This window comes from Coleofasciculus sp. FACHB-1120 (assembly GCF_014698845.1).
Taxonomy (GTDB): domain Bacteria; phylum Cyanobacteriota; class Cyanobacteriia; order Cyanobacteriales; family FACHB-T130; genus FACHB-T130.
This window is the reverse complement of sequence record NZ_JACJTV010000017.1, coordinates 56,847-78,530: the sequence shown is the minus strand read 5'-3', so window position 1 is coordinate 78,530 and position 21,684 is coordinate 56,847. Positions and strand designations below refer to the sequence as shown.

Below are 21,684 nucleotides of genomic sequence, written 5' to 3'. Positions count from 1 at the left end.
CCGCGTCCTTGTAGTCAACCTTCATGTAGGAAATTAATCATGTTTTTTCTAAAAACCGTTGATTCTAAGTTCTTCCACACTGAAATTCCCTACAAACCAATGGGAAAATATGCTCATTTCCTAACTGTACGTATCACTGAATCTTATCCTCTATTTCAAACTGATGGAGAATTGAACAAGGCACGAGTGAGGGCGGGAATTAAAGCAGAAAACCAAGCACCCATCAGTCGCCTCACAATGTTTAAGCGTAAGCAATCTACGCCAGAACGTTTAGTGGGACGAGAGTTATTACGAAACTATGGATTGATGACAGCTGAGGATTGCGAATATAACGTTAAGTTTGCGATGGATAATCCTGATTGTATTATTTACGGATTTGCAATCGGTGACTCTGGTTCTGAAAAGTCAAAAGTAGTAGTTGATACAGCATTTTCAATAACCGCTTTTGATGAATCTCACGAAACTTTTACCCTGAATGCTCCTTTTGAGAACGGTACGATGGCTTCTAAGGGCGAAGCTGGTTCTAAACCAGGAGAGGTGACTAGCCGCATCAATCAACAAGATCACATCAAGCCCCAGGTTTTCTTCCCCAGTATTGTGACTTTAAAAGACCCAACTGAAGCTGGTTTCTTGTACGTTCTCAACAACATTCTGAGAACTCGACACTATGGCGCTCAAACTACCCGTACAGGTAGAGTTCGCAATCAATTAATCGGTGTGGTATTTGCGGATGGCGAAATTATCAGTAACTTGCTGTGGACTCAAGCAATTTACGACAAACTGCAAGCCGATAATAAAATTAACTCCCGCGATCCACTGAATGAAGATGATGTGATTGCTGCTGCTAAAAGTGCAATTGAAACGTTAATTTCTGAGGAGTTTATTGTGCATACTGATTTTATTGGCAATCAGTTTACTGCTCTCTTAAATGAGGTGAAAGCTCTAACAGGGAGCGAAGAGGGCATGAAGCAGATTTTGCAGAAAGCTGATGATGAAGCTAAAGTTTACGCTAAGAAGCATATTAAGCAGAAGCCTGAAGGTGATAAAGCCAAGGCAGGGAAAGCTGCTAAGGCGGGGTAATAGCAATGGCAATTATTCAACGTTGTCAAATTGAATTACACGATAGCCTTTACTTTGCAACTCGCGAAATTGGGCGACTTTATGAAACAGAGGCAGTAATTCACAATTACGCGCTTTGTTATGCGCTGGGGTTGGTGGATAGTGAAGTCTACTCCACCACAGTTTCTAAAGAACATTCCTATCGCTACTTTTGTCCAGAACAAGTGCCGAAATATGAGGAGCATTTAACGCCGCTCAATCAACAGGGAATTTATGTAACGCCAGCGCGATCGCTATCTCATTCTTCTACTCTCAACACTTGGAAGTACGCGAATAACAACTACCATGTTGAGATGGAAAAAACTCAGAAGAATATTCCCAGTTTTGGCAGAGCAAAAGAAATTGCGCCAGAAAGTAAATTTGAGTTTTTCATGATTTCCAAAAAAACACTTAAACTGGCGAAATGGATTCGCCTGGGTAAGTGGATGAGTAAGGCGGAAGTGAAAATTGTAGAAACTCAGGAGGTAAATAGCTCATCCGCAGAAAAAGAATTCATCTTCCCCTATCTCCTCAATCCTTTAGATGTGATGTTTTCCCATCGAGTAATTAGCTACGACGTAGTTAATATGCCCCCAGTTAGCCTAATTCAAAATATCAGAATTCGGGGGCAATACTACAAATTTGGTCAGCTAGAAATTCCAGCCTGTATGCAGTATCGCTTCAGGAGTTGAGTTAGAAATCAAACTGCATGAAATCCTTTTATAGAGATAGAGATGCCCCACAGTTTAGTTTTAAATCTACTTCCCCAGGCACCAATTCCGGCCCAATTTTTGACAGGAAGGCATTTACACGCTCTGTTTCTCACACTTGTCAGTTCTGTAGACCAGGAATTAGGAAACTCTCTCCATCAATCCGGTGCTGACAAAGCCTTCACTCTTAGTCCCTTGCAAAGTAGCCGACAAATTAAACGGGTTGGACTGCAAGACTCTACTTTGCAATGGGAACACAAAATGGCAATCCCAGAGGGTACGACTTGTTGGTGGCGCATCTCCCTACTGGACGACACTTTATTTAGCAAACTTACCCAGTTGTGGCTGAATCTTAATCCTCAGCATCCTTGGCATCTGGGTTCAGCGGATTTACATATCACCAGCATTCTCGGCACTCCCCAATCTACTCAGCCTTGGGCAAATGCTAGCAGCTACGCTCAATTATACGAACAGGCATCGGATAGCGATCGCATAATTACCTTCAGCTTTGCCACCCCCACCGCTTTCCGCCAAGGACAGTACGATACCGCCCTCCCTACCAGAGAGAGTGTGTTTAATAGCCTCCTGAATCGGTGGAACAAATACAGCGGCATTGAGTTGTCCCACTTTTCAATAGAATCAATCTTTCCCAGTTTTTTCAACATCCACACCGAAATTGTGGCGGACTCTCGCAGTAAATTTATTGGGTTGACGGGAGAAATCAGCTATCGCATTCTGGGGGATGTTTCACCCGAAGTAATCAAGAACATCAACACCTTGGCTGATTTCGCTCTCTACAGCGGTGTGGGACGTAAGACACCAATGGGTATGGGTATGATGCGGCGACGACTGCATATTTCAACCCCTAGCAAGAATTATAATTACGCCCTATAACCCCTCTTTTTTTGAATAAAAAAACTAATTCCCTAACCTCTTTCCCTTGTATGGAAAGGGAGTAACTCTTTGGCTGTTTCCTTGTAGGAGGGTGGTTGAGGAAAGGTTTACTTCCCAAAGAAATCCCAACAAAGGCGACGAATATAATCGCAAAATCTATGAACGATACTGACTACATTCCCATCGCTGCCCTAAATCAATATGCTTATTGCCCCCACAGGTGCTGGCGGATGTTTTGTGCCGGTGAATTTGCAGACAATAGCTACACAATTGAAGGCACGGATTTACATCAGAGAGTGCATACCGTTGGAGAAGGACATCGAGAAGAAACTTGGCAAGTTCGGGCGATCTGGTTGAAATCAGAAAAATGCAAATTGATTGGGAAATCAGACTTAATTGAATCTGCCAATGGAGAACTGTATCCAGTCGAATACAAGCGGGGACATACAGGCGAGTGGGATAACGATGAATTGCAAGTTTGCGCCCAAGCCTTATGTCTGGAAGAGATGACAGGACAAACGATTACTACTGGCTATATCTACTACGCGCATTCGCACCAACGCACAAAAGTTGAAATAACTGCGGAATTACGAGAAAGTGCGATCGCTACTATTGAATCTGTCCAAAATTTGCTGGCTACGGGACTGATGCCAAAAGCAGTTTACAGTCCACGCTGTAAAGGATGCAGCCTTTACTCCCAATGTTTGCCTCAAGCGGTTGACAAAGTCGGGCGTTATCAAGAAGCAAATTAACTAAGTTTCAATTGGAGATCCCCCAACCCCCTTTTGAAGAGAAACAAGAGAAACTGCGTTTTTTCTCTGAGTCTCATTTTTGAAAAGGGCTAGGAAAATTGTCAGATTGGATGACTATTCACGATTTAAGGAGGACAAATGGGAACAGTTTATGTGACACAAGATGAAGCCTTTATTGGGAAAACAGATGAACGTCTATGCGTCAAAGCGGGGAAGCAAACTATTTTAGATGTACCGCTGATTAAAGTGGATGGCATCGTGGTTTTGGGGCGTGCTAGTGTCTCCCCTGCTGTTGTTATGGAACTGCTTTCTCGGCACATCCCTCTATCTTTTTTAACGAGTAGTGGACGCTATTTAGGTAGATTGGAGCCAGAAATGACCAAAAACATCTTTGTAAGAAAAGCCCAGTGGAAAGCGGCTGGCGAGACGGAACAGGCGGTGCATCTAGTGCGGGGATTTGTACGCGGTAAATTGAAAAACTACCGAATTAACCTGTTGCGTCGAGAACGGGAATGTTCTCAACTTGATTTGCAATCAAATATTACTCGATTAGAGAAAGCAATCGCTCCCATTGATAAAACTCTCAGAATCGATTCTCTGCGAGGCTTAGAAGGTGCAGGAAGTGCTGCTTATTTTGGTTGCTTTGACCATTTGCTAAAAGGCTCAGAATTTAAGTTTAAAGCCAGAAATCGCCGCCCTCCAACTGACCCGGTTAATGCAATTCTTAGCTTTGGCTACTCTTTGCTACGCCACGATATTCAGAGTGCAACGAACATCGTAGGATTTGACCCTTATCTAGGCTACCTGCACGTTGAGCGTTATGGTCGCCCTTCCCTAGCTTTAGATTTGATGGAAGAGTTTCGTCCTTTGGTGGTGGATGCCATTGTGCTATCGGCACTGAATAAGCGATCGCTCACAAAAGATGATTTTACTGAGGAACCCCTCTCTAAGGCTGTATCTCTGACCAAGGAAGGGCTGCATAAATTTTTGCGGTTGTACGAACAAAAGAAACAAACTAAATTCACACATCCAGTCATGAAAAAGCAATGCACTTATCAGGAATCTTTTGAAATCCAAGCGCGACTGCTGGCGAAGTATCTGATGGGCGAAATCGAAAAATATCCGCCTTTAGTTCTGAAGTAACCGCTTCTCAATCCTGCCTGCACTATGTATATTGTTGTCAGTTACGATATTCCAGAAGACAAGCGGCGCACTAAAATCCACTCCATTCTCAAATCTTATGGGCAGTGGATGCAGTTAAGCGTATTTGAGTGTGAGCTGACAGATACCCAGTATGCTAAATTGCGATCGCGCTTGAGCAAGCTGATTAAACCCGATACTGATAGCATCCGCTTTTACTTTCTCTGTGGCTGTTGCCAAAGAAAAATAGAACGGATTGGCGGAGAACAGCCACGAGATGAAACTATCTTTTTTGCCGAATGCGCGGATGGGTAGGTGTTCAGCTAAAACGGGGAGCAGAAACTGGCTGAAGCACACCGCGTACAAGCATTTGACCTTTGTGGTGAACAATTCATCTTCCGCGCAACTTGTTTTTCGCTTTACTACCAAGCGTTCCAGCGAAAAAGTGTTTTCGCCTCTTGCTCACCCCACAGCCTCAAATGATATGATTATCTCAATTCACGCAACAGTACCTCGAAAACTAAATACAGCAAGCTTTTTCGGCTCCCGCCGTTCCAATTAATCTAAATCCCTATCAGGGATTGAAACACAAAACTGTGTACGCAAGTTTGAAACTGTTTAGAAGTTCCAATTAATCTAAATCCCTATCAGGGATTGAAACCCTTTACTAACAATTAACTATTATGGTTCAGCAACGTTCCAATTAATCTAAATCCCTATCAGGGATTGAAACACAGAGCATTGGTTGAGCGAGTGGAACCGGATAAAAAGTTCCAATTAATCTAAATCCCTATCAGGGATTGAAACATAGAGAGGATATCTACATACAATCCCTATGAGTGTTCCAATTAATCTAAATCCCTATCAGGGATTGAAACAAAGCTAAATTCAATCGTCAAGGCTACACAGTGACGTTCCAATTAATCTAAATCCCTATCAGGGATTGAAACGATTTCCATTCGACCTTATCTATCCGATTAATCCAGTTCCAATTAATCTAAATCCCTATCAGGGATTGAAACATGCCCAGGACACGCTACTCGGAGGGAATAGCCAAGTTCCAATTAATCTAAATCCCTATCAGGGATTGAAACAGAACGAGACTCCTTCAAAAGATGGGTGAAAGTAGTTCCAATTAATCTAAATCCCTATCAGGGATTGAAACATAATTGGCAGGCTTGACCATATGATAATAAGTCTGTTCCAATTAATCTAAATCCCTATCAGGGATTGAAACAGATTTGGCTGACTCACTAAATCTATCGTTTACAGGGTTCCAATTAATCTAAATCCCTATCAGGGATTGAAACTGGTAAGACCATTCGCGCCGTCAGCTTTGCCGAGAGGTTCCAATTAATCTAAATCCCTATCAGGGATTGAAACATAAACCGCCGTGACTTCTAGCGCTTTTATCCACGTTCCAATTAATCTAAATCCCTATCAGGGATTGAAACGTTGATAAAATGCTTAAAGCTTCTCCATCTAGCGTTCCAATTAATCTAAATCCCTATCAGGGATTGAAACACTTGATTAAAGTATCGATGACTCTAGATGTAACTGTTCCAATTAATCTAAATCCCTATCAGGGATTGAAACAAAAGTTGACTGAAGTTTATACTCAACTCCCCAATTTATAGTTCCAATTAATCTAAATCCCTATCAGGGATTGAAACACAGCCACGATCCGAGTAGGTTTTGGGATCTCGAGTTCCAATTAATCTAAATCCCTATCAGGGATTGAAACTCACCTGGCTGATAAACTCGACCAGGCTTATAAATAGTTCCAATTAATCTAAATCCCTATCAGGGATTGAAACTGATTAAAAGTAGCGGCAGCAGGAAAACCCGAAAAGTTCCAATTAATCTAAATCCCTATCAGGGATTGAAACAAGACATCATACAACCGTCAAGGATTTACAGTTAATCAGGTTCCAATTAATCTAAATCCCTATCAGGGATTGAAACACTAGCTAATAGAGGGAATTAAGTTAACTATTCAGGTTCCAATTAATCTAAATCCCTATCAGGGATTGAAACTTATCGGGGATGCAAGCTCTGTGCAATGCCCATCTGGTTCCAATTAATCTAAATCCCTATCAGGGATTGAAACATGTCGCACTGACCGCAAAATCTGCTTTTAGCGAGTTCCAATTAATCTAAATCCCTATCAGGGATTGAAACCACCTCGTCCAACGCCAACGAGTACGGGTCAAACGGTTCCAATTAATCTAAATCCCTATCAGGGATTGAAACGGCATTGGGGACAGGGTTGGCTATCTACGCATCAAAGGTTCCAATTAATCTAAATCCCTATCAGGGATTGAAACCCTTCATCGGTTGTTTGAGCCGGTGGATTGCTTTGTTCCAATTAATCTAAATCCCTATCAGGGATTGAAACGAAATGTCCAGATTGCAAAAGCAATAATTACAGGAGTTCCAATTAATCTAAATCCCTATCAGGGATTGAAACCATCCACCCTTGAGGATTCGCCAAAGCACCAAGCAAGTTCCAATTAATCTAAATCCCTATCAGGGATTGAAACTACTTGCTGCTCCTTTTGTGAGTACCCCGGTAATGGCGTTCCAATTAATCTAAATCCCTATCAGGGATTGAAACTTCTGTCCATTTAATAATGTCGCTGGCGTAAAGCGTTCCAATTAATCTAAATCCCTATCAGGGATTGAAACGTTACAAATCCCAGTGGATGCGTTATCTGGGAGCGCAAAAGTTCCAATTAATCTAAATCCCTATCAGGGATTGAAACCAATCATTGGACGCAACAAAGCACGCACCGGGGTCAGTTCCAATTAATCTAAATCCCTATCAGGGATTGAAACTTCCCGATCCAGCTGAGAGGGAAGCGCGACGGCAAGCAGGTTCCAATTAATCTAAATCCCTATCAGGGATTGAAACATCACAATTTTTACAATTGCCGGGTAAAATTCTCCGTTCCAATTAATCTAAATCCCTATCAGGGATTGAAACATCGTTGTTTATTCCGTCTCTTGCACTTGAGCCGAGTTCCAATTAATCTAAATCCCTATCAGGGATTGAAACATATAAAAATTGCGCCGACCGAACTAACCAACGAGTTCCAATTAATCTAAATCCCTATCAGGGATTGAAACGTTCAGGAGTACAACCCAGCTCGTGAATAAGCCGGTTCCAATTAATCTAAATCCCTATCAGGGATTGAAACCTTTAACAAGTTCTGCCTTTTCTTGAGGCGATAAGTTCCAATTAATCTAAATCCCTATCAGGGATTGAAACATTGATTGGCACCAGGCGCGACCTTGAAGGCATCAGTTCCAATTAATCTAAATCCCTATCAGGGATTGAAACTTTTCTTTCCATACGCTCGGAGGAATAATAGACATGTTCCAATTAATCTAAATCCCTATCAGGGATTGAAACTAGTGTTAAAGAAGCTCAAACCAAGCTGCAAGAAGGTTCCAATTAATCTAAATCCCTATCAGGGATTGAAACGTAAGTTTTCTAATCGGGTAAAGCGAGATAATAAGTTCCAATTAATCTAAATCCCTATCAGGGATTGAAACTTTGCTGAACGTATAAGAACCGCCAAAGTCCTCAGTTCCAATTAATCTAAATCCCTATCAGGGATTGAAACTGGGTTGCCCATAACGCTAGCGGAGGATTAACGAGTGTTCCAATTAATCTAAATCCCTATCAGGGATTGAAACTTCTCTCGAAACCTTAAAGGCGTGGCGCTGGGCGGGTTCCAATTAATCTAAATCCCTATCAGGGATTGAAACTTATCGGCAACATATTCTCCCAGCGCCCCAAGGTCAGAAGTTCCAATTAATCTAAATCCCTATCAGGGATTGAAACTTGCACTCGGTGGGTAACACCGGTTTAAAATGCCAATCCCGTTCCAATTAATCTAAATCCCTATCAGGGATTGAAACGGTTTTCGAGATACCCTAACTCTACTTGACCTGAGGTTCCAATTAATCTAAATCCCTATCAGGGATTGAAACATGAGTCAAGCCCTGAAATGCCCCAGTTGCGGGGGTTCCAATTAATCTAAATCCCTATCAGGGATTGAAACAGCAAAGAGCTACCTCGACCAGATTCTCAAATGTGAGGTTCCAATTAATCTAAATCCCTATCAGGGATTGAAACGCATCGCTAGGAACGTTGCCTGCTTGATGTTCAGGTTCCAATTAATCTAAATCCCTATCAGGGATTGAAACATGACTCCCGTTGATTCTCAATCCTTCCACTACTACACTGGTTCCAATTAATCTAAATCCCTATCAGGGATTGAAACTTAATTGGATTCTTCTGAAGTTTTGGATCTCCAAGTTCCAATTAATCTAAATCCCTATCAGGGATTGAAACTGGATGCTACTGTTGATGTTCTTGGTGAGACTGAAAGTTCCAATTAATCTAAATCCCTATCAGGGATTGAAACGGGCTAGCCGTTCTGAACGATTGAATTGGTATCAAGTTCCAATTAATCTAAATCCCTATCAGGGATTGAAACTTAGTACAGACTCCATCCCAGGTATCAACCCAGTGGTTCCAATTAATCTAAATCCCTATCAGGGATTGAAACGCGTTCGCGTCTCAATCCCTGGAAAGAAGCTGGCTAGTTCCAATTAATCTAAATCCCTATCAGGGATTGAAACAGCGAATCCTGAATCTGAATTGATACGAGTTAGAGTTCCAATTAATCTAAATCCCTATCAGGGATTGAAACGGGTCGTTGGGGTTCGCTCCCCCCGCTTCCGCTCAAGTTCCAATTAATCTAAATCCCTATCAGGGATTGAAACACTTTTAAAATGATTAAAGCTTTTCGGTAAAAAAGTTCCAATTAATCTAAATCCCTATCAGGGATTGAAACATGTCTCCCGTTGATGCTCAAGCTTTTCATTACTAGTTCCAATTAATCTAAATCCCTATCAGGGATTGAAACCGGTTGCGGTGTCCCGGTCGGGCTGCGGCTGCGGTTGTTCCAATTAATCTAAATCCCTATCAGGGATTGAAACAATCACCACCGGCTGATGGGTGGGTGGGTGGGCTTGTTCCAATTAATCTAAATCCCTATCAGGGATTGAAACACTTGTTGCCGAACTTCCAGCAATCGCGCTCCCAAGTTCCAATTAATCTAAATCCCTATCAGGGATTGAAACATACCGATTCCCTGGACAGTAATTTCAACCAGGGTTCCAATTAATCTAAATCCCTATCAGGGATTGAAACAGATAAATCCTTGAATCATTTTGTTGGGGAGGTCGGTTCCAATTAATCTAAATCCCTATCAGGGATTGAAACGCCAAGTCAAAATGCTGTAGTAAAAAAATGCATCAGTTCCAATTAATCTAAATCCCTATCAGGGATTGAAACTTATTCTTGGTTGCTTCTGAATCCTCGCTCTTATCGAGTTCCAATTAATCTAAATCCCTACCAGGGATTGAAACAAAAAAATAAATAGCGGGGCTGGAAAAAGTTACCAGGTTCCAATTAATCTAAATCCCTACCAGGGATTGAAACATCGAAGCGCCTATCTTGTTCTTTGAATAAATCATGTGTTCCAATTAATCTAAATCCCTACCAGGGATTGAAACCACTTTCTGACCCACTTTCTGACCCACCGTTTTGTTCCAATTAATCTAAATCCCTACCAGGGATTGAAACGACCTATCTTTGACTTGTCGTACTGATGGTCAATGTTCCAATTAATCTAAATCCCTATCAGGGATTGAAACACCTTCTCCCAACCAGCGGGGAGTGAAGGATCAGGGTTGTTCCAATTAATCTAAATCCCTATCAGGGATTGAAGCGAGAACAGGACAAAACCAAGTCAGCAGAAAAGCGGGTTGCCATGAATCTAAATCCCTTAATTTATGGCTATATAGCTATCTATTATTAATCAGGATTCATATAGACTCTACTAGAATCTCGATAAGAATTTAGCAATAATAATCAGCTAAAATATGTGCTGAATCTATGTTTTAGAAAATGCCAGGACGGAGATTTGAACTCCGGACACGAGGATTTTCAGTCCTCTGCTCTACCAACTGAGCTATCCCGGCGCACTTTTTTTGGTGCTTTATTAAATTAACAAAGTTAGAAGGTGTTGACAAGCCCCTAGTGGCAGATTGGTTAATATTTTTAGTTTTTGCCAGAGATTCCGGTTGCAGCAAGGGCGATCGCTATCTTTATGACGATTCCTGAAAAGGACAGATATCTGAATATCTGTTCAGATGTTATAGTAAATGAAGAGTTGACTAGGACAAAGCAATGACTACCGTAACTTCGATGAAATGTGCCTGTGAATCCTGCTTATGCGTTGTTTCCATCAGCGAAGCGGTGGAAAAAAGTGGTAAATACTACTGCGGCGAAGCTTGTGCCAATGGTCACGAATCTGGACAAGGCTGCTCCCATCACGGCTGCAACTGCGGCTAAATGAAGGTTGAAAGTTTACAGGGGTTGAAGGTTTACAGCCGTTGAAAGTTCTCATAAACCGGCTAACCTTCAACCAGCTAATCTGCAACCCGCTAACCTTCCTTACCTCAGCTAGCTTGCAGATTCAGCTTTGCCCAGCCGAGAACGGCTAGAAACAGCAAAAACTGGACGAGAACAATACTAGGGCCAGAAGCAAAGTTGAAAAGACCGGATACAATCATTCCAGCAACGCTGCTCATCGCTCCCAAGAAAACCGAGAGCCAGAGAAAGTAGATAAATTGGTGACTCAGCAACTTGGCAGTAGAAGCGGGAATCACTAGAAAGGCATTTACGAGTAAAATCCCCACAGCTTTGATAGAAACGGCAACTGCCAGGGACAGCAGTACAACAAATAAGTAGCGATAAAGCTGGACTGGAACACCCTGAACCTTTGCCACATCAGGGTTCAGGGTCAACAATATTTGCTCTCGCAGCGTTGACAGTAAAAATATACCGCTGCCCACAAGCAATAGGAAAACCAGCACCAAGTCGGTGTTATTAATTGCGAGAATATCGCCAAATAAAGCGCCTAAGAGGTTGCCCCGATAGCCCTGGATGAAGCTGCTGAGAATGACGCCAATTGCCAAGGCACCGGATAGCACAATGCTGAGGATGTTGTCGCTGGCGAGATTGGTTTGGTCAATCAGGTAGAGAACCGCTAAACCAAAAATTACCGTAAAGGGTAGTAGCATCCAGGTGGGATTTAGCTGCAACAAGACTCCCATCACTAGCCCGACTAAGGCTGCGTGACCAACGGCGTGGCTGAAAAAAGACAACTGGCGCAAAGTCACAAAACTGCCAAGAAAGCCGCCGAGAAGTCCCATCAAGACGCCACCTGCGATCGCTCGTTGCATGAAGGGAAACTGCAACAAGGTGATTAAATTAGCGCTATCTGCGATCGCTAGCCAGTGAACATGAAATGAGATCGACCAATCTAGGAGAGTCATGAGCTTTCCATCCACATCAGCGAATCAGTTACGATAAGAGTATCTAGCTATTTTGAGAAATGTCAGTGCAACTTTCATCTGATGAAGCTGTAAACAGCGACTTTCAGAAGACAGAAAATCTAAATTGTAATCCGCCACACCCGGTTGACATCGATAACGCTCACCAATTACAAACTCAGATTCTCAGCATCGAGAAGTCCCAGCGCATGGCAGAGTTCTTTAGTCTCTTAGGAGACGCCAATCGCCTGCGGATTTTATCAGTTTTGGCACTTGAAGAACTGTGTGTGTGTGACTTAGCAGCAGCGCTAGAAATGAGCGAATCAGCGGTTTCCCATCAGCTGAGAGCCTTACGCGCCCTGCGATTGGTCAGCTACCGCAAGCGTGGGCGCAAGGTCTTCTATAGCCTTCAAGATAATCACGTTTTAGACCTCTATCGCTCGGTTGCAGAACATTTGGATGAAGCAAATTAAAAATTTTTTGCCTTTTTAATTTTGCACTTTTAATTTTTTAATTTTTTTAGTGGTGATGATGATAGCGACTGAAACTTGGGCCATAAGTCGCTAGCAAGTTTTGGGGAGAAAGGGCAATTTCTGGGGTGCCAGTGCAGACTACCGTTTGATTGAGGCAGAGAACGCGATCGCAGTGGCGACTTACCATGTCGATATCGTGGGAAACTTGCAACACCGTCCAATTTTCCTCACGTTTGAGTTCATTCAGCAAAGCATAAAAATCTGCTGCACCCTGCACATCAATACCAGCAAACGCTTCATCCAGCACCAGAAGTTGACGGGGCATCACCAGACAATAAGCCAGCAAAACTCGCTTGAGTTGACCGCCACTCAAGGTACCGATAGATTGACGGCGCAGGTGATAAGCGTCTACCCGTTTCAAGGCAGAAGCGATCGCATCTGATTTCTTTTCATCTTCCCGCCAGAATGACAAAAAGTTTTGAGGCTTGAGTTTTCCTGACTCCTGATTTTTCTTCGCCCATCCCAACCCCACCAATTCGGCGACAGAAATTGGAAAACTCCGGTCAAAGATAAAATTTTGCGGCATATAGCCTAACCAGTGACACCAACGACCCAAACGTTCAACTGGACGGTCAAAAATTTCTACTTTTCCAGCACTTCGCGGAATTAATCCCAGAATTGCTTGCACCAGCGTACTTTTACCGGCACCATTCGGGCCAACTACTGCTGTATTAGTTCCGGGTAGCAAATCAAAAGAGACATCCCGAAGCGCCAGATAGCTTCCTAAATATACAGTTAAGCCGTCAACTTTCAGAATTGGAGATGGGTAATTAGGGGCGTCAGAGTTTCTCACGTCTACTTGCAAGCAGCTTCCAGGGTTTGCAGATTTTGCTTCATCGCGGTGAAATAATGCTCCGGAGTCAGGGGGCCGTTTTCCAGAGGATCGATGGTTCTCAGGGTTAATTTCAAGTCGGTGGAGAGACTTTCAAGCAATTTATTGTCAGTTCCTGGTTCCCCCAGCAGCGCTTTAACATTGTACTTTTTCACTGCTCCGACCGCCTTTTGGATATCAGTAGGGGAGAGGTTATCTTCGGGAATCTGAACCACTGCAACTTGCTGAAGCTGGTAGCGCTGAGCAATGTAAGGATAAGCGTCGTGGAAGGTGACATAAGTACAACCGCGATAGGGTTGCAGACGCTGCTGAAATTCTTTGTCTAGCGCTTCCAGTTGCTGAATGTAGGCGGTGGCGTTTGCTTGATAAGTCGCTTTGTTCTCAGGATTGGCTGCAATTAAACCATCCCGAATATTCTCCACTTGCTGTTTGGCTCGGACTGGATCGAGCCAAACGTGAGGATTTCCTTCTGCGTGGTCGTGTTCTTCTGCCTTTTTACCGGCTTCTCCCTCGTGGTTATGATCTTCATGGCTGGCATTTTGACCAGCGTTCGCCACGGGTGAGGCGTCTTCTAAGACTTTCATGCCTTTAGTGCTATCAATTTCTTTGAGCTGGGCGTTTCCAGAATTTTTTATGGTTTCTTGAAGAAATTCTTCCAATCCCAAGCCGTTTTTTACCAGCACATCTGCTTGGGCGATCGCTTGCACGTTTGCGGGTGTCGCTTGATACTCATGCACTTCCGAGCCGGGTGGCACCAAAACTTCTACCTGCGCTTTGTCACCCGCAACTGCCTTAGTAAACCAATACATCGGCAAAAAAGTTGCGACCACCCGTGGAGAGTTCGGATTCTGCGCCCCTACTGGCGACTGCGGCGAAGCACTCTGCTGTGGCGATGGGACAGAAGTATTTGATGAGCTACACCCAGCAGCAGCGAACACTGGCAGCAGTAATAGGGGTAGGACAAATTTACTCGGATGATGTCGGATTTGATGCCGGATTCTAGGGGGCGTCACGGTTTATCTCCTGGTAGACGGTGGAAGTGTCAATCTCTTTTTTTGAGAATGAGTCTTATTTTAAAGATATGATAATAATTCTCATTTTAGTATGATGTTGCTGCCGATAGTTAAGTTTTGACTGGTAAATGCCATGAGGGGGGATTGTAAAAGTTGGAGAAATCTTGTCTCTTAAGTGTTTAAAAGCAAAACTTCTCAGCAGCAACGGATGCTTTTCATTGGAAAAGGGCAGTTTATAATCAAAATTCAGCAGAATTGTCAATAAATTGTCTTCGGCAAACTGTAGAGCAGTCAGTCGCAGCTGAGAATCTTGAAAGGGTGTGAGGAGTGAGAAATGAACTTTAAAAGTCTGTGGAATGCGCTGCTAGTAAGCCCAGCCGTGTTCGGTGCAATGCTGGTAATGGATGCTGGGGCATTCGCAACTGAAACTCCAGCGGTGATGGAAGTGGAGAACACAATCGAGGAAGCGATCGCTCCCACTCTCCCGCTTGATGAGGGCAAACAAGAATCTCAGATATCGCATCAAAAAAATGAAGAATTGGTATCAAACACGGTAGCCGTTGAAGCTGCGCCGATTACCAATTCCGAGATGAAGTTGAAAGAGACATCTGTTGTCGAGATAGAAACACCAGCATCAGTGGTGATGACGCCAAATCAGTCAACAGTGACAGATTTAGCCCAAATCCCAGCTACCACCCCGACATCAGTGACGACTGATGCCGAGGTTTTAGAACAAATCGATGTTTATACCAATCCAGAGGGCGCAGATAGTTCTCTGGAACAAGTCACAAATGTTTCCCAACTGCAAGACGTAGAACCGACCGATTGGGCGTATGAAGCGCTGCGATCGCTTGTAGAACGTTACGGTTGTATTGCAGGATATCCCGATGGCACCTTTCGCGGCAATCGGGCACTCAGTCGGTATGAATTTGCTGCGGGGTTGAATGCTTGTCTGCAACAAATCGAGAAATTGATTGCCGCCAGTTCGGCAGATTTCGTCACCAAAGCGGATTTAGCTACATTACAGCGATTGATTGATGAATTTGGCGTAGAACTGGCGACATTGCGGACACGGGTCGATAATTTAGAAGGTCGCACCGCTTTTCTGGAAAGCCATCAATTTTCCACTACCACCAAACTACAGGGAGAAGCGATCTTTGCGCTGGCAGGGATTTTCAACGGCGAAGATGCTAATGGCGATGACATCGACAATGTAACGATTTTTGGTCATCGTACCCGTCTGAATTTTGAAACTAGCTTCACCGGGAAAGATGTGCTGAGAACGCGATTGCAAGCGGAAGGGCTAGGTTCTCTTACCGAACGCACCCTGACACCAGAAGGCAACCTGTTTTTCTCAGGTGCGACTGATAATGATCTTTTCGTCGATGCATTTCTGTACGCTTTCCCCCTCGGTGAGAGAACAGAAGTCGTACTTGCGGCAAATGCAGGTGCGGCGGATGACTTTACCGATACCGTCAACTTCCTCGACGGTGACGGTACGACTGGGGCACTATCCACGTTTGGAACACGCCCCCCGATTTATTACCTAGCAGAAGGTGCTGGACTTGGACTAAGGCAGCAGTTGGGCGATCGCTTTGAACTTAGCTTAGGCTATTTAGCGGGTGATGCCGCCAACCCCGGAGAAGATGGTGGTTTGTTCAATGGGCCTTACGGTGCTTTGGCACAGCTACTGATCAAGCCAAGCGATCGCTTGAAGTTGGGTTTAACCTACGTTCATTCCTACAACAACAATGACACCGGCACGGGTAGCAATCTCGCGAATTTCCAGGGCGGACTTGCCCGCTTCTTTGATACCGATATTGACGGTAGTTCAGTCGGCGGGGGTTTAACGAACTTAGGGTTCAGCACCAATCTCCCCGTGAGCAGCAATTCTTACGGTGTGGAGTTATCCTGGCAACTGAGCGATCGCTTTGTTTTGGGTGGCTGGGTTGGCTACACCAACACGCGCAACCTCTCTACTTTAGGAGGACTCATTGATCGTGGCAAAGTTGACATCTGGAACTGGGCTGTCACCCTAGCCTTCCCAGATTTGGGTAAACAAGGCAACTTGGCTGGCATTGTCGTTGGCATGGAGCCGAAAGTCACTAACTCAACCATCGATATTAATCCGGGCGCAATCGGCGCATTAACCGCAGCAGGCATCCCCATCCCGCCAGTGGGAGAAGATAACGATACTTCATTGCACATTGAAGCGTTCTATCAGTATCAATTGACGGACAATATCGCCATCACGCCTGGGGTTATCTGGCTCACCGCTCCCGACCACAATAATCGTAACGATGATATTGTGATCGGCACTATCCGCACCACATTTACATTCTAGTGAAGCGCCATTAGTCATTAGTCATGCGTGATTGGCAGAACGCCACGCCGCGCTTTGCTTGCGGGGTCGCGTTCCTCTTAATTGGGGATACTCCCAGATTCAGTCCTAAAGGATTCTTATAGGCGAGATGCCTGACTTAGATCGGGCATCTGAAAGGGAGGGCTTGCAATATGACTAATGACTACTCACCACTGAAAAAAAACCAGCTGATGTGACAGCTGGTTGAACAAAATCTTTATTTTTGTTGTCGTTAATCCGAGGAAATCCAGAGCTGCGCGTTCCCAACCGCCAGCCGTAAGATTTCTTTAATATTTACTGTAACAGGAAATACACATTTTTAGTAAGAAATATTTACATTTTTTTGTAAAATTCCTACCTTAGATAGTTGATCGCTGCGGGAGGACTCCCCCAAATAATGCGCTCCTGCTTATAAATAGCGATCCCCGGTTTGGCACCCTTGGGTTTGTAGACGTGTTTGGGTTCCGTGTAGACAACTGGCACGCGATCGCTTTGTCTGGCGCGGCTGTAATAGGAAATTAAATCGGCAGCAAATTGCAAATCGGCTTCTTCCGGGACAGAACCGGGCGCAACCCTGAGCAACCCATGACTTCCAGGAATCTCCTGGGTGTGAAACCAGAGGTCGTAATCCCCAGCCATCCGAAAGGTTAGCTGGTCGTTCTGGCGGTTATTGCGCCCAATTAATAACTCAAAGCCGCTAGGCGTCTGGTAACGATAAGGGTGGCTTCCCTCCTCATCCCTACGGCTGCGATTGTCCGGATCTTGTAGATACTGCTGCTGTATCAGCTCATCGCGGATTTCTAAGAGTGTTTGTAAATCTTCTGGATCATCGTAAGAATCCAGCTGTGTCAGGGTTGCTTCTACTTGCTCCAAGTAGTCTATTTCCGCTTGCACCTCTTTCAGTAACGGTTCAACGGCTGAGCGAGCGCGTTTCAGCTTTTGATTTCGCTTGTAGAGGGATTGGGCATTTTGGACGGCATTTTTTTCAGGGTCGAGGGGAATGGTGACGGGTTTGCCGGTATCAAAATCATTGAGGTCAATTGACTTCATCCCTGGTTCCCAGTTTTGAAGGTAAGCCATCAGCAAATCTGCCTGTTGCCGATGTTGGTCTGCTTGATCGGATTGCTGCAAGCGTTCCGTAAAGGTAGACGCCTTCAGCCTTAATTTTTCCAGAACGTTGTTGAGTTTCTGGCTCAACTGATGATGAATCTGGTTAAATTCTTGTTGATTGAGTCGATCGGTGTAGTAGCGGTTGAGTAATTCTTGGACTGATTCAGCAGGCTTAACGATGCCCCAGCCCAAGACGTTGTATCCTTCGGGTGTCCAGCCGGGATGAAAAACTGCCCCAGTCTCCCCCTGAGCCTGGAGTGTCGTAGGCGAGGGGATAGAAGACTGGGAGGATTGGCTTTTCAGAATTGCTTGCAGCCATTCTTGCCATCGGAGAAATAAAGCGTCCCAGTCAGATTGTTTGAGGGTATCGGTGGATTGCTCTGGATCTAGACCAGCGGCTTGTACTATTGAGACAACCAGCGCTGGACTCAAACCCCGGTAATTTTTCAGTATCTGACGCCGCAGTGCTGCGGGAATTAAACTCAGCCGTTCTTGCCAGCGTTCTTGGGATTCGTTTAAAGTCGGGATAGTTGCAGTGAGGGCGGGTGGAGATTCGTATGGCTGTCCGGTCAGGATGGTACGGACGCTAGATTGTTGGGCGTTGACTTGATGGGCGGCGGTAACAATAAGGTTGTCTGCACCTGTAAGGATGACGTTGCTGTATTTGCCCATGATTTCAACGTACAGGTGCCAGATAGCCGGATCTCCAGGACGTCTGGCAAATTGTAAATCGATCACTCGTTCCCAAGGTGCGATCGCTGAAGGTGTATTTGCGTCAGCGCTACTTGCTTCTATCGCCACCAAAGCAAAGCCACCCAACTGATGTCGTAACTGATCGCTGAAGGTAAATGTATCTGGCGTGCGGGGAGGTGGATCGCCAATGCAAACACGCGCAGCTTGCGGATGCCAAGAAACTGTAAGCCAACTCCGCCGCTTCAGGGTTCGCAGGGCGATGGAAATTGTAAAGCGATCGCGCTGATAAACTTGTTCCAGCCGCGCCGGTATCCACTCAGCACGCAGTTCAGAACAAGCGGCAGTTAAGGTAGTAAAGTCAACGAGTTGCACGCGCGATCGGTATTTTTTGTAAAGATTTCGAGGAGTAGTCTCTTTCTATCCTCTCAGTTTGAGGTTACTTCCGGCAAAAAAATGCACAAAGCTATTTTAAAGGAGGCTTGTGCGTTAATGAGTATCACCCGTTTCTGTTTAGAGAGATTGGCTTAGGCAGATTGGCGACGGCGATGAGTTTTTAAGCCGAGTGCGATCGCGTTCAAAGTTTCTGCGGTTGAGGTTTAAGGTGCCTGCAAAGCTTACCTCTGTCTTTCGGCATAGATAATAGGGGTAAAAGGGAAAAAAAAGCAGCGATCCCTTAAAAACGCGAGTTTTTGTGGATTTTAGGCTTGTAAGTCAAAAATTTTGTAGATAACATGGGAACTAGACTTAAATAAGCTTTTTAGGCGGTTATGCCGCTAGTTTTTTATGGACATTCAGTTAATCAATATCGGTTTTGGTAACATCGTGTCTGCAAACCGAGTGGTTGCCATTGTCAGTCCAGAATCTGCGCCCATTAAACGGATTATCACCGATGCTAGAGATAGAGGACAGTTGATTGATGCGACTTATGGGCGTCGCACTCGCGCGGTGATTATTACCGATTCAAGCCACATCATTCTCTCCGCCATTCAGCCTGAAACCGTTGCCCATCGCTTTGTGATTGGCAAAGACGCGAATGCCAGCAACAATTAAGGCAATCGGCTAAAGCAATAAAATAGGCATTTTCACGGGTGACAGGAGCATGAAAACTGGCAGACTGATTGTTTTGACTGGGCCGAGTGGCGTGGGCAAAGGTACATTGCTGCGATCGCTCTTGCAGCGTCATCCGGAACTGTATTTTTCTGTATCCGCGACGACTCGCGCCCCTCGTCTCGGTGAAATTGAGGGCAAACACTATTATTTTGTCAGCCGCAACCAGTTTGACCAAATGGTGAAAGCCGGTGAATTGCTGGAGTGGGCTGAGTTTGCTGGTAACTGTTACGGAACCCTGCGAGGACAAGTGGAGGAGCAAATCCAGCAGGGTCAGTGGGTGATATTAGAAATTGAACTAGAAGGGGCGCGGCAGATCAGACAAAATTTCCCAAGCGCTCTACAGATTTTTATCCTACCGCCTTCCGTTAGCGAACTAGAGAATCGAATCCGAGGACGCGGGCAAGATTCAGAGGTCGCGATCGCGCGACGGCTTAACCGTGCCGAAGCCGAAATTGCTGCGGCGAGTGAATTCGATATTCAAATCATGAACGACGATCTGGAAAAAGCCCTGAATCGTATCGAAGCCGCTATCTTCACACCGGCAAGCTGTTGAATTTTTTCTCGCTTTAAATCACAAAGGCGATCGCTTTCAGTTGTAAAGGCGATCGCCTTTTTCTATAGCCGGAAAGTTGGAATAAAGATAAAAATTAGACTCAAAAGGTTCCTAACTGACTTCTAAATCTACCTTTAGATGGATATGTAATTCTCGATTCTAGGCAAGTCCGAAAAATCAGTTTGCAGCACTGTGTTTAATAACATGCGGAAGGAAAACGACCTTCACAGACTGACTTAAAGGAAAAGAACTGCTATGCGCCTTGGATCTCTTAAAGTAATTGGTGGATGTGCCACAACGGTTACGCTACTAGCCCTTGCAGTAGGTTTGTCCGTCCCTAAAAATTTAGCTGAACCTTCTCAAGATGGTAACAAATTTGCTCCTAGAACTGTCGCACCAGAACAGGCGGGAGGGGTTACTGAAGCTCAAACAGCCCGCGAAGCGATCAAAGCTAGAGTTGGTACGGCAAATGCTCTCGGTGCAGGTATCGCTGGCACAGCGACGGATGATGGTCGGGTTTATAACGTCCTGAGTACCGTAAACATTCGCTCTTGTCCCAGTACCAGCTGCCGTATCCTCCGCGTTGCTAAACCAGGAGCTGATGTTCTCAACGATCCTAGCGGAGGCACTCAGCAAGGCAATGGTTATACTTGGATTCGTGTAACTTACGGATTCAATTCTACCAATGCTTGTGAAACCAATCGCTCTCAAGGATGGATGATAATTAATCCTCTCGCCCCTGGAAAGGTTCGCGTTAGAAAAGGCCCGTTAAACGTTCGGTCATCGCCATGTTCGGGTCGGATTATTAAAACTTTACCAACTGGCACAACTCTAGACTTCCATCCAGACCAAAACCAATGGAGCAACAAGTGGTATAAAGTTGTTGTTCCTGGGGCGACGCCAGGACCTTTAGGCTATGTTGATGGTTGGGACTTTGCGGATGTCTACTAATTTTGTTTCCGAATAATCATCGATATCTAACCTAAAAGAGATAGGGTAAGCAATTGCTTACCCTGTCTCTTTTAAATAGCAATGCCAATCGCTAATCGTTTATTCCCAAACATCTAAATCAAGTGCGCGGGAGCCACCACGTTCTAGTTGACCTAAAAGGCTTTTGAGTTGCGACCAAACTAACAAGCCAATAAATAGGGTGAGCGGCATCGAAGTTCCAAAAGACAGCCATCCGGGAAAGCCAAAAACCTCTAATCCAGCTACTAGAAATAGACAGATTCCGCCACAAATTCCCAGGAATGGCAACTGTAATTGTATCCCTTGCATCTGAGCCAAAGTTCGGGTGGAGCGGTTCTTTGACCATTCTCGTACTTGCTGTTTGAGGGTGGCTTCAAAAGCCAGCCCACAGGTTATTCCAGCAAACAAACCGAAAACCAGTAAAAAATACGGCGGATCTGGAAAATAATACACTAAACACTCCTAATGAGTAACGGGTAAAAGGGTAACAGGGAATCGG

General features: G+C 44.7%; 17 protein-coding genes, 1 tRNA gene and 1 CRISPR repeat array. Of the genes, 12 read left to right on the top strand and 6 right to left on the bottom strand.

The window, feature by feature from the left end; translation table 11 throughout:
* Nucleotides 1–39: 39 nt before the first annotated feature.
* The 6 genes from cas7d to cas2 all read left to right on the top strand — a co-directional run bounded on the left by cas7d (nucleotide 40) and on the right by cas2 (nucleotide 4,909).
* Nucleotides 40–1,080 (top strand): type I-D CRISPR-associated protein Cas7/Csc2, encoded by a 1,041-nt coding sequence (gene cas7d / locus H6H02_RS16220; RefSeq protein WP_190819552.1) that lies wholly within the window; start codon nucleotides 40–42, stop codon nucleotides 1,078–1,080.
* Between the two features lie 5 nt (nucleotides 1,081–1,085).
* The gene (gene cas5d / locus H6H02_RS16215) at nucleotides 1,086–1,790 is read left to right on the top strand and encodes a type I-D CRISPR-associated protein Cas5/Csc1 (RefSeq protein WP_190819549.1); all 705 of its coding nucleotides are present in this window, start codon (nucleotides 1,086–1,088) and stop codon (nucleotides 1,788–1,790) included.
* Between the two features lie 42 nt (nucleotides 1,791–1,832).
* Nucleotides 1,833–2,702, top strand: a complete 870-nt coding sequence (gene cas6, locus H6H02_RS16210; RefSeq protein WP_190819547.1) for a CRISPR-associated endoribonuclease Cas6 — start codon at nucleotides 1,833–1,835, stop codon at nucleotides 2,700–2,702.
* A 158-nt stretch (nucleotides 2,703–2,860) separates the two neighbouring features.
* Nucleotides 2,861–3,454, top strand: coding sequence for a CRISPR-associated protein Cas4 (gene cas4 / locus H6H02_RS16205; RefSeq protein ID WP_190819545.1), 594 nt, complete (start codon nucleotides 2,861–2,863; stop codon nucleotides 3,452–3,454).
* A gap of 138 nt (nucleotides 3,455–3,592) precedes the next feature.
* A complete protein-coding gene (gene cas1d / locus H6H02_RS16200; RefSeq protein ID WP_190819543.1) occupies nucleotides 3,593–4,597 on the top strand; it encodes a type I-D CRISPR-associated endonuclease Cas1d in 1,005 nt (334 codons plus the stop codon).
* A gap of 24 nt (nucleotides 4,598–4,621) precedes the next feature.
* A complete protein-coding gene (gene cas2 / locus H6H02_RS16195; RefSeq protein WP_190819541.1) occupies nucleotides 4,622–4,909 on the top strand; it encodes a CRISPR-associated endonuclease Cas2 in 288 nt (95 codons plus the stop codon).
* A 236-nt stretch (nucleotides 4,910–5,145) separates the two neighbouring features.
* Nucleotides 5,146–10,474: a CRISPR direct-repeat array (repeat unit 37 nt; unit sequence GTTCCAATTAATCTAAATCCCTATCAGGGATTGAAAC).
* A gap of 107 nt (nucleotides 10,475–10,581) precedes the next feature.
* Here cas2 and H6H02_RS16190 read toward each other — a convergent pair.
* Nucleotides 10,582–10,654 (bottom strand) — tRNA-Phe (locus H6H02_RS16190).
* Between the two features lie 208 nt (nucleotides 10,655–10,862).
* On the opposite strand from H6H02_RS16190, the gene H6H02_RS16185 reads away from it, so the two are divergent.
* Nucleotides 10,863–11,027 carry a metallothionein gene (locus H6H02_RS16185; RefSeq protein WP_190819530.1) on the top strand — a complete coding sequence of 55 codons (165 nt, stop codon included), beginning with the start codon at nucleotides 10,863–10,865 and terminating at the stop codon, nucleotides 11,025–11,027.
* Nucleotides 11,028–11,134: 107 nt separating this feature from the next.
* Here the strand turns inward: H6H02_RS16185 and H6H02_RS16180 are convergent, their stop codons facing one another.
* On the bottom strand, nucleotides 11,135–12,013 hold the full coding sequence (locus H6H02_RS16180; RefSeq protein WP_190819528.1) for a metal ABC transporter permease: 879 nt from the start codon (nucleotides 12,011–12,013) through the stop codon (nucleotides 11,135–11,137).
* A gap of 59 nt (nucleotides 12,014–12,072) precedes the next feature.
* Here H6H02_RS16180 and H6H02_RS16175 point away from each other — a divergent pair, with 59 nt between their 5' ends.
* On the top strand, nucleotides 12,073–12,483 hold the full coding sequence (locus tag H6H02_RS16175) for a metalloregulator ArsR/SmtB family transcription factor (RefSeq protein WP_190819526.1): 411 nt from the start codon (nucleotides 12,073–12,075) through the stop codon (nucleotides 12,481–12,483).
* Nucleotides 12,484–12,529: 46 nt separating this feature from the next.
* Here H6H02_RS16175 and H6H02_RS16170 read toward each other — a convergent pair whose 3' ends face one another.
* On the bottom strand, nucleotides 12,530–13,336 hold the full coding sequence (locus H6H02_RS16170; RefSeq protein WP_190819524.1) for an ATP-binding cassette domain-containing protein: 807 nt from the start codon (nucleotides 13,334–13,336) through the stop codon (nucleotides 12,530–12,532).
* A 2-nt stretch (nucleotides 13,337–13,338) separates the two neighbouring features.
* A complete protein-coding gene (locus H6H02_RS16165; protein ID WP_347342622.1) occupies nucleotides 13,339–14,388 on the bottom strand; it encodes a zinc ABC transporter substrate-binding protein in 1,050 nt (349 codons plus the stop codon).
* 334 nt (nucleotides 14,389–14,722) lie between these two features.
* Between H6H02_RS16165 and H6H02_RS16160 the strand changes: the two genes are divergently transcribed.
* Nucleotides 14,723–16,732 carry an iron uptake porin gene (locus H6H02_RS16160; protein WP_190819521.1) on the top strand — a complete coding sequence of 670 codons (2,010 nt, stop codon included), beginning with the start codon at nucleotides 14,723–14,725 and terminating at the stop codon, nucleotides 16,730–16,732.
* Between the two features lie 372 nt (nucleotides 16,733–17,104).
* Here H6H02_RS16160 and H6H02_RS16155 read toward each other — a convergent pair whose 3' ends face one another.
* The gene (locus H6H02_RS16155; protein ID WP_190819519.1) at nucleotides 17,105–18,925 is read right to left on the bottom strand and encodes an NFACT RNA binding domain-containing protein; all 1,821 of its coding nucleotides are present in this window, start codon (nucleotides 18,923–18,925) and stop codon (nucleotides 17,105–17,107) included.
* Nucleotides 18,926–19,336: 411 nt separating this feature from the next.
* Here H6H02_RS16155 and H6H02_RS16150 point away from each other — a divergent pair, with 411 nt between their 5' ends.
* The 3 genes from H6H02_RS16150 (at nucleotide 19,337) to H6H02_RS16140 (ending at nucleotide 21,167) form a co-directional block, all read left to right on the top strand.
* Nucleotides 19,337–19,603 (top strand): DUF370 domain-containing protein, encoded by a 267-nt coding sequence (locus H6H02_RS16150; RefSeq protein WP_190819516.1) that lies wholly within the window; start codon nucleotides 19,337–19,339, stop codon nucleotides 19,601–19,603.
* 49 nt (nucleotides 19,604–19,652) lie between these two features.
* A complete protein-coding gene (gene gmk, locus H6H02_RS16145; RefSeq protein WP_190819514.1) occupies nucleotides 19,653–20,216 on the top strand; it encodes a guanylate kinase in 564 nt (187 codons plus the stop codon).
* Nucleotides 20,217–20,471: 255 nt separating this feature from the next.
* On the top strand, nucleotides 20,472–21,167 hold the full coding sequence (locus tag H6H02_RS16140) for an SH3 domain-containing protein (RefSeq protein WP_190819512.1): 696 nt from the start codon (nucleotides 20,472–20,474) through the stop codon (nucleotides 21,165–21,167).
* 99 nt (nucleotides 21,168–21,266) lie between these two features.
* Here H6H02_RS16140 and H6H02_RS16135 read toward each other — a convergent pair whose 3' ends face one another.
* Nucleotides 21,267–21,638 carry a hypothetical protein gene (locus H6H02_RS16135; protein WP_190819510.1) on the bottom strand — a complete coding sequence of 124 codons (372 nt, stop codon included), beginning with the start codon at nucleotides 21,636–21,638 and terminating at the stop codon, nucleotides 21,267–21,269.
* Between the last annotated feature and the right edge of the window lie 46 nt (nucleotides 21,639–21,684).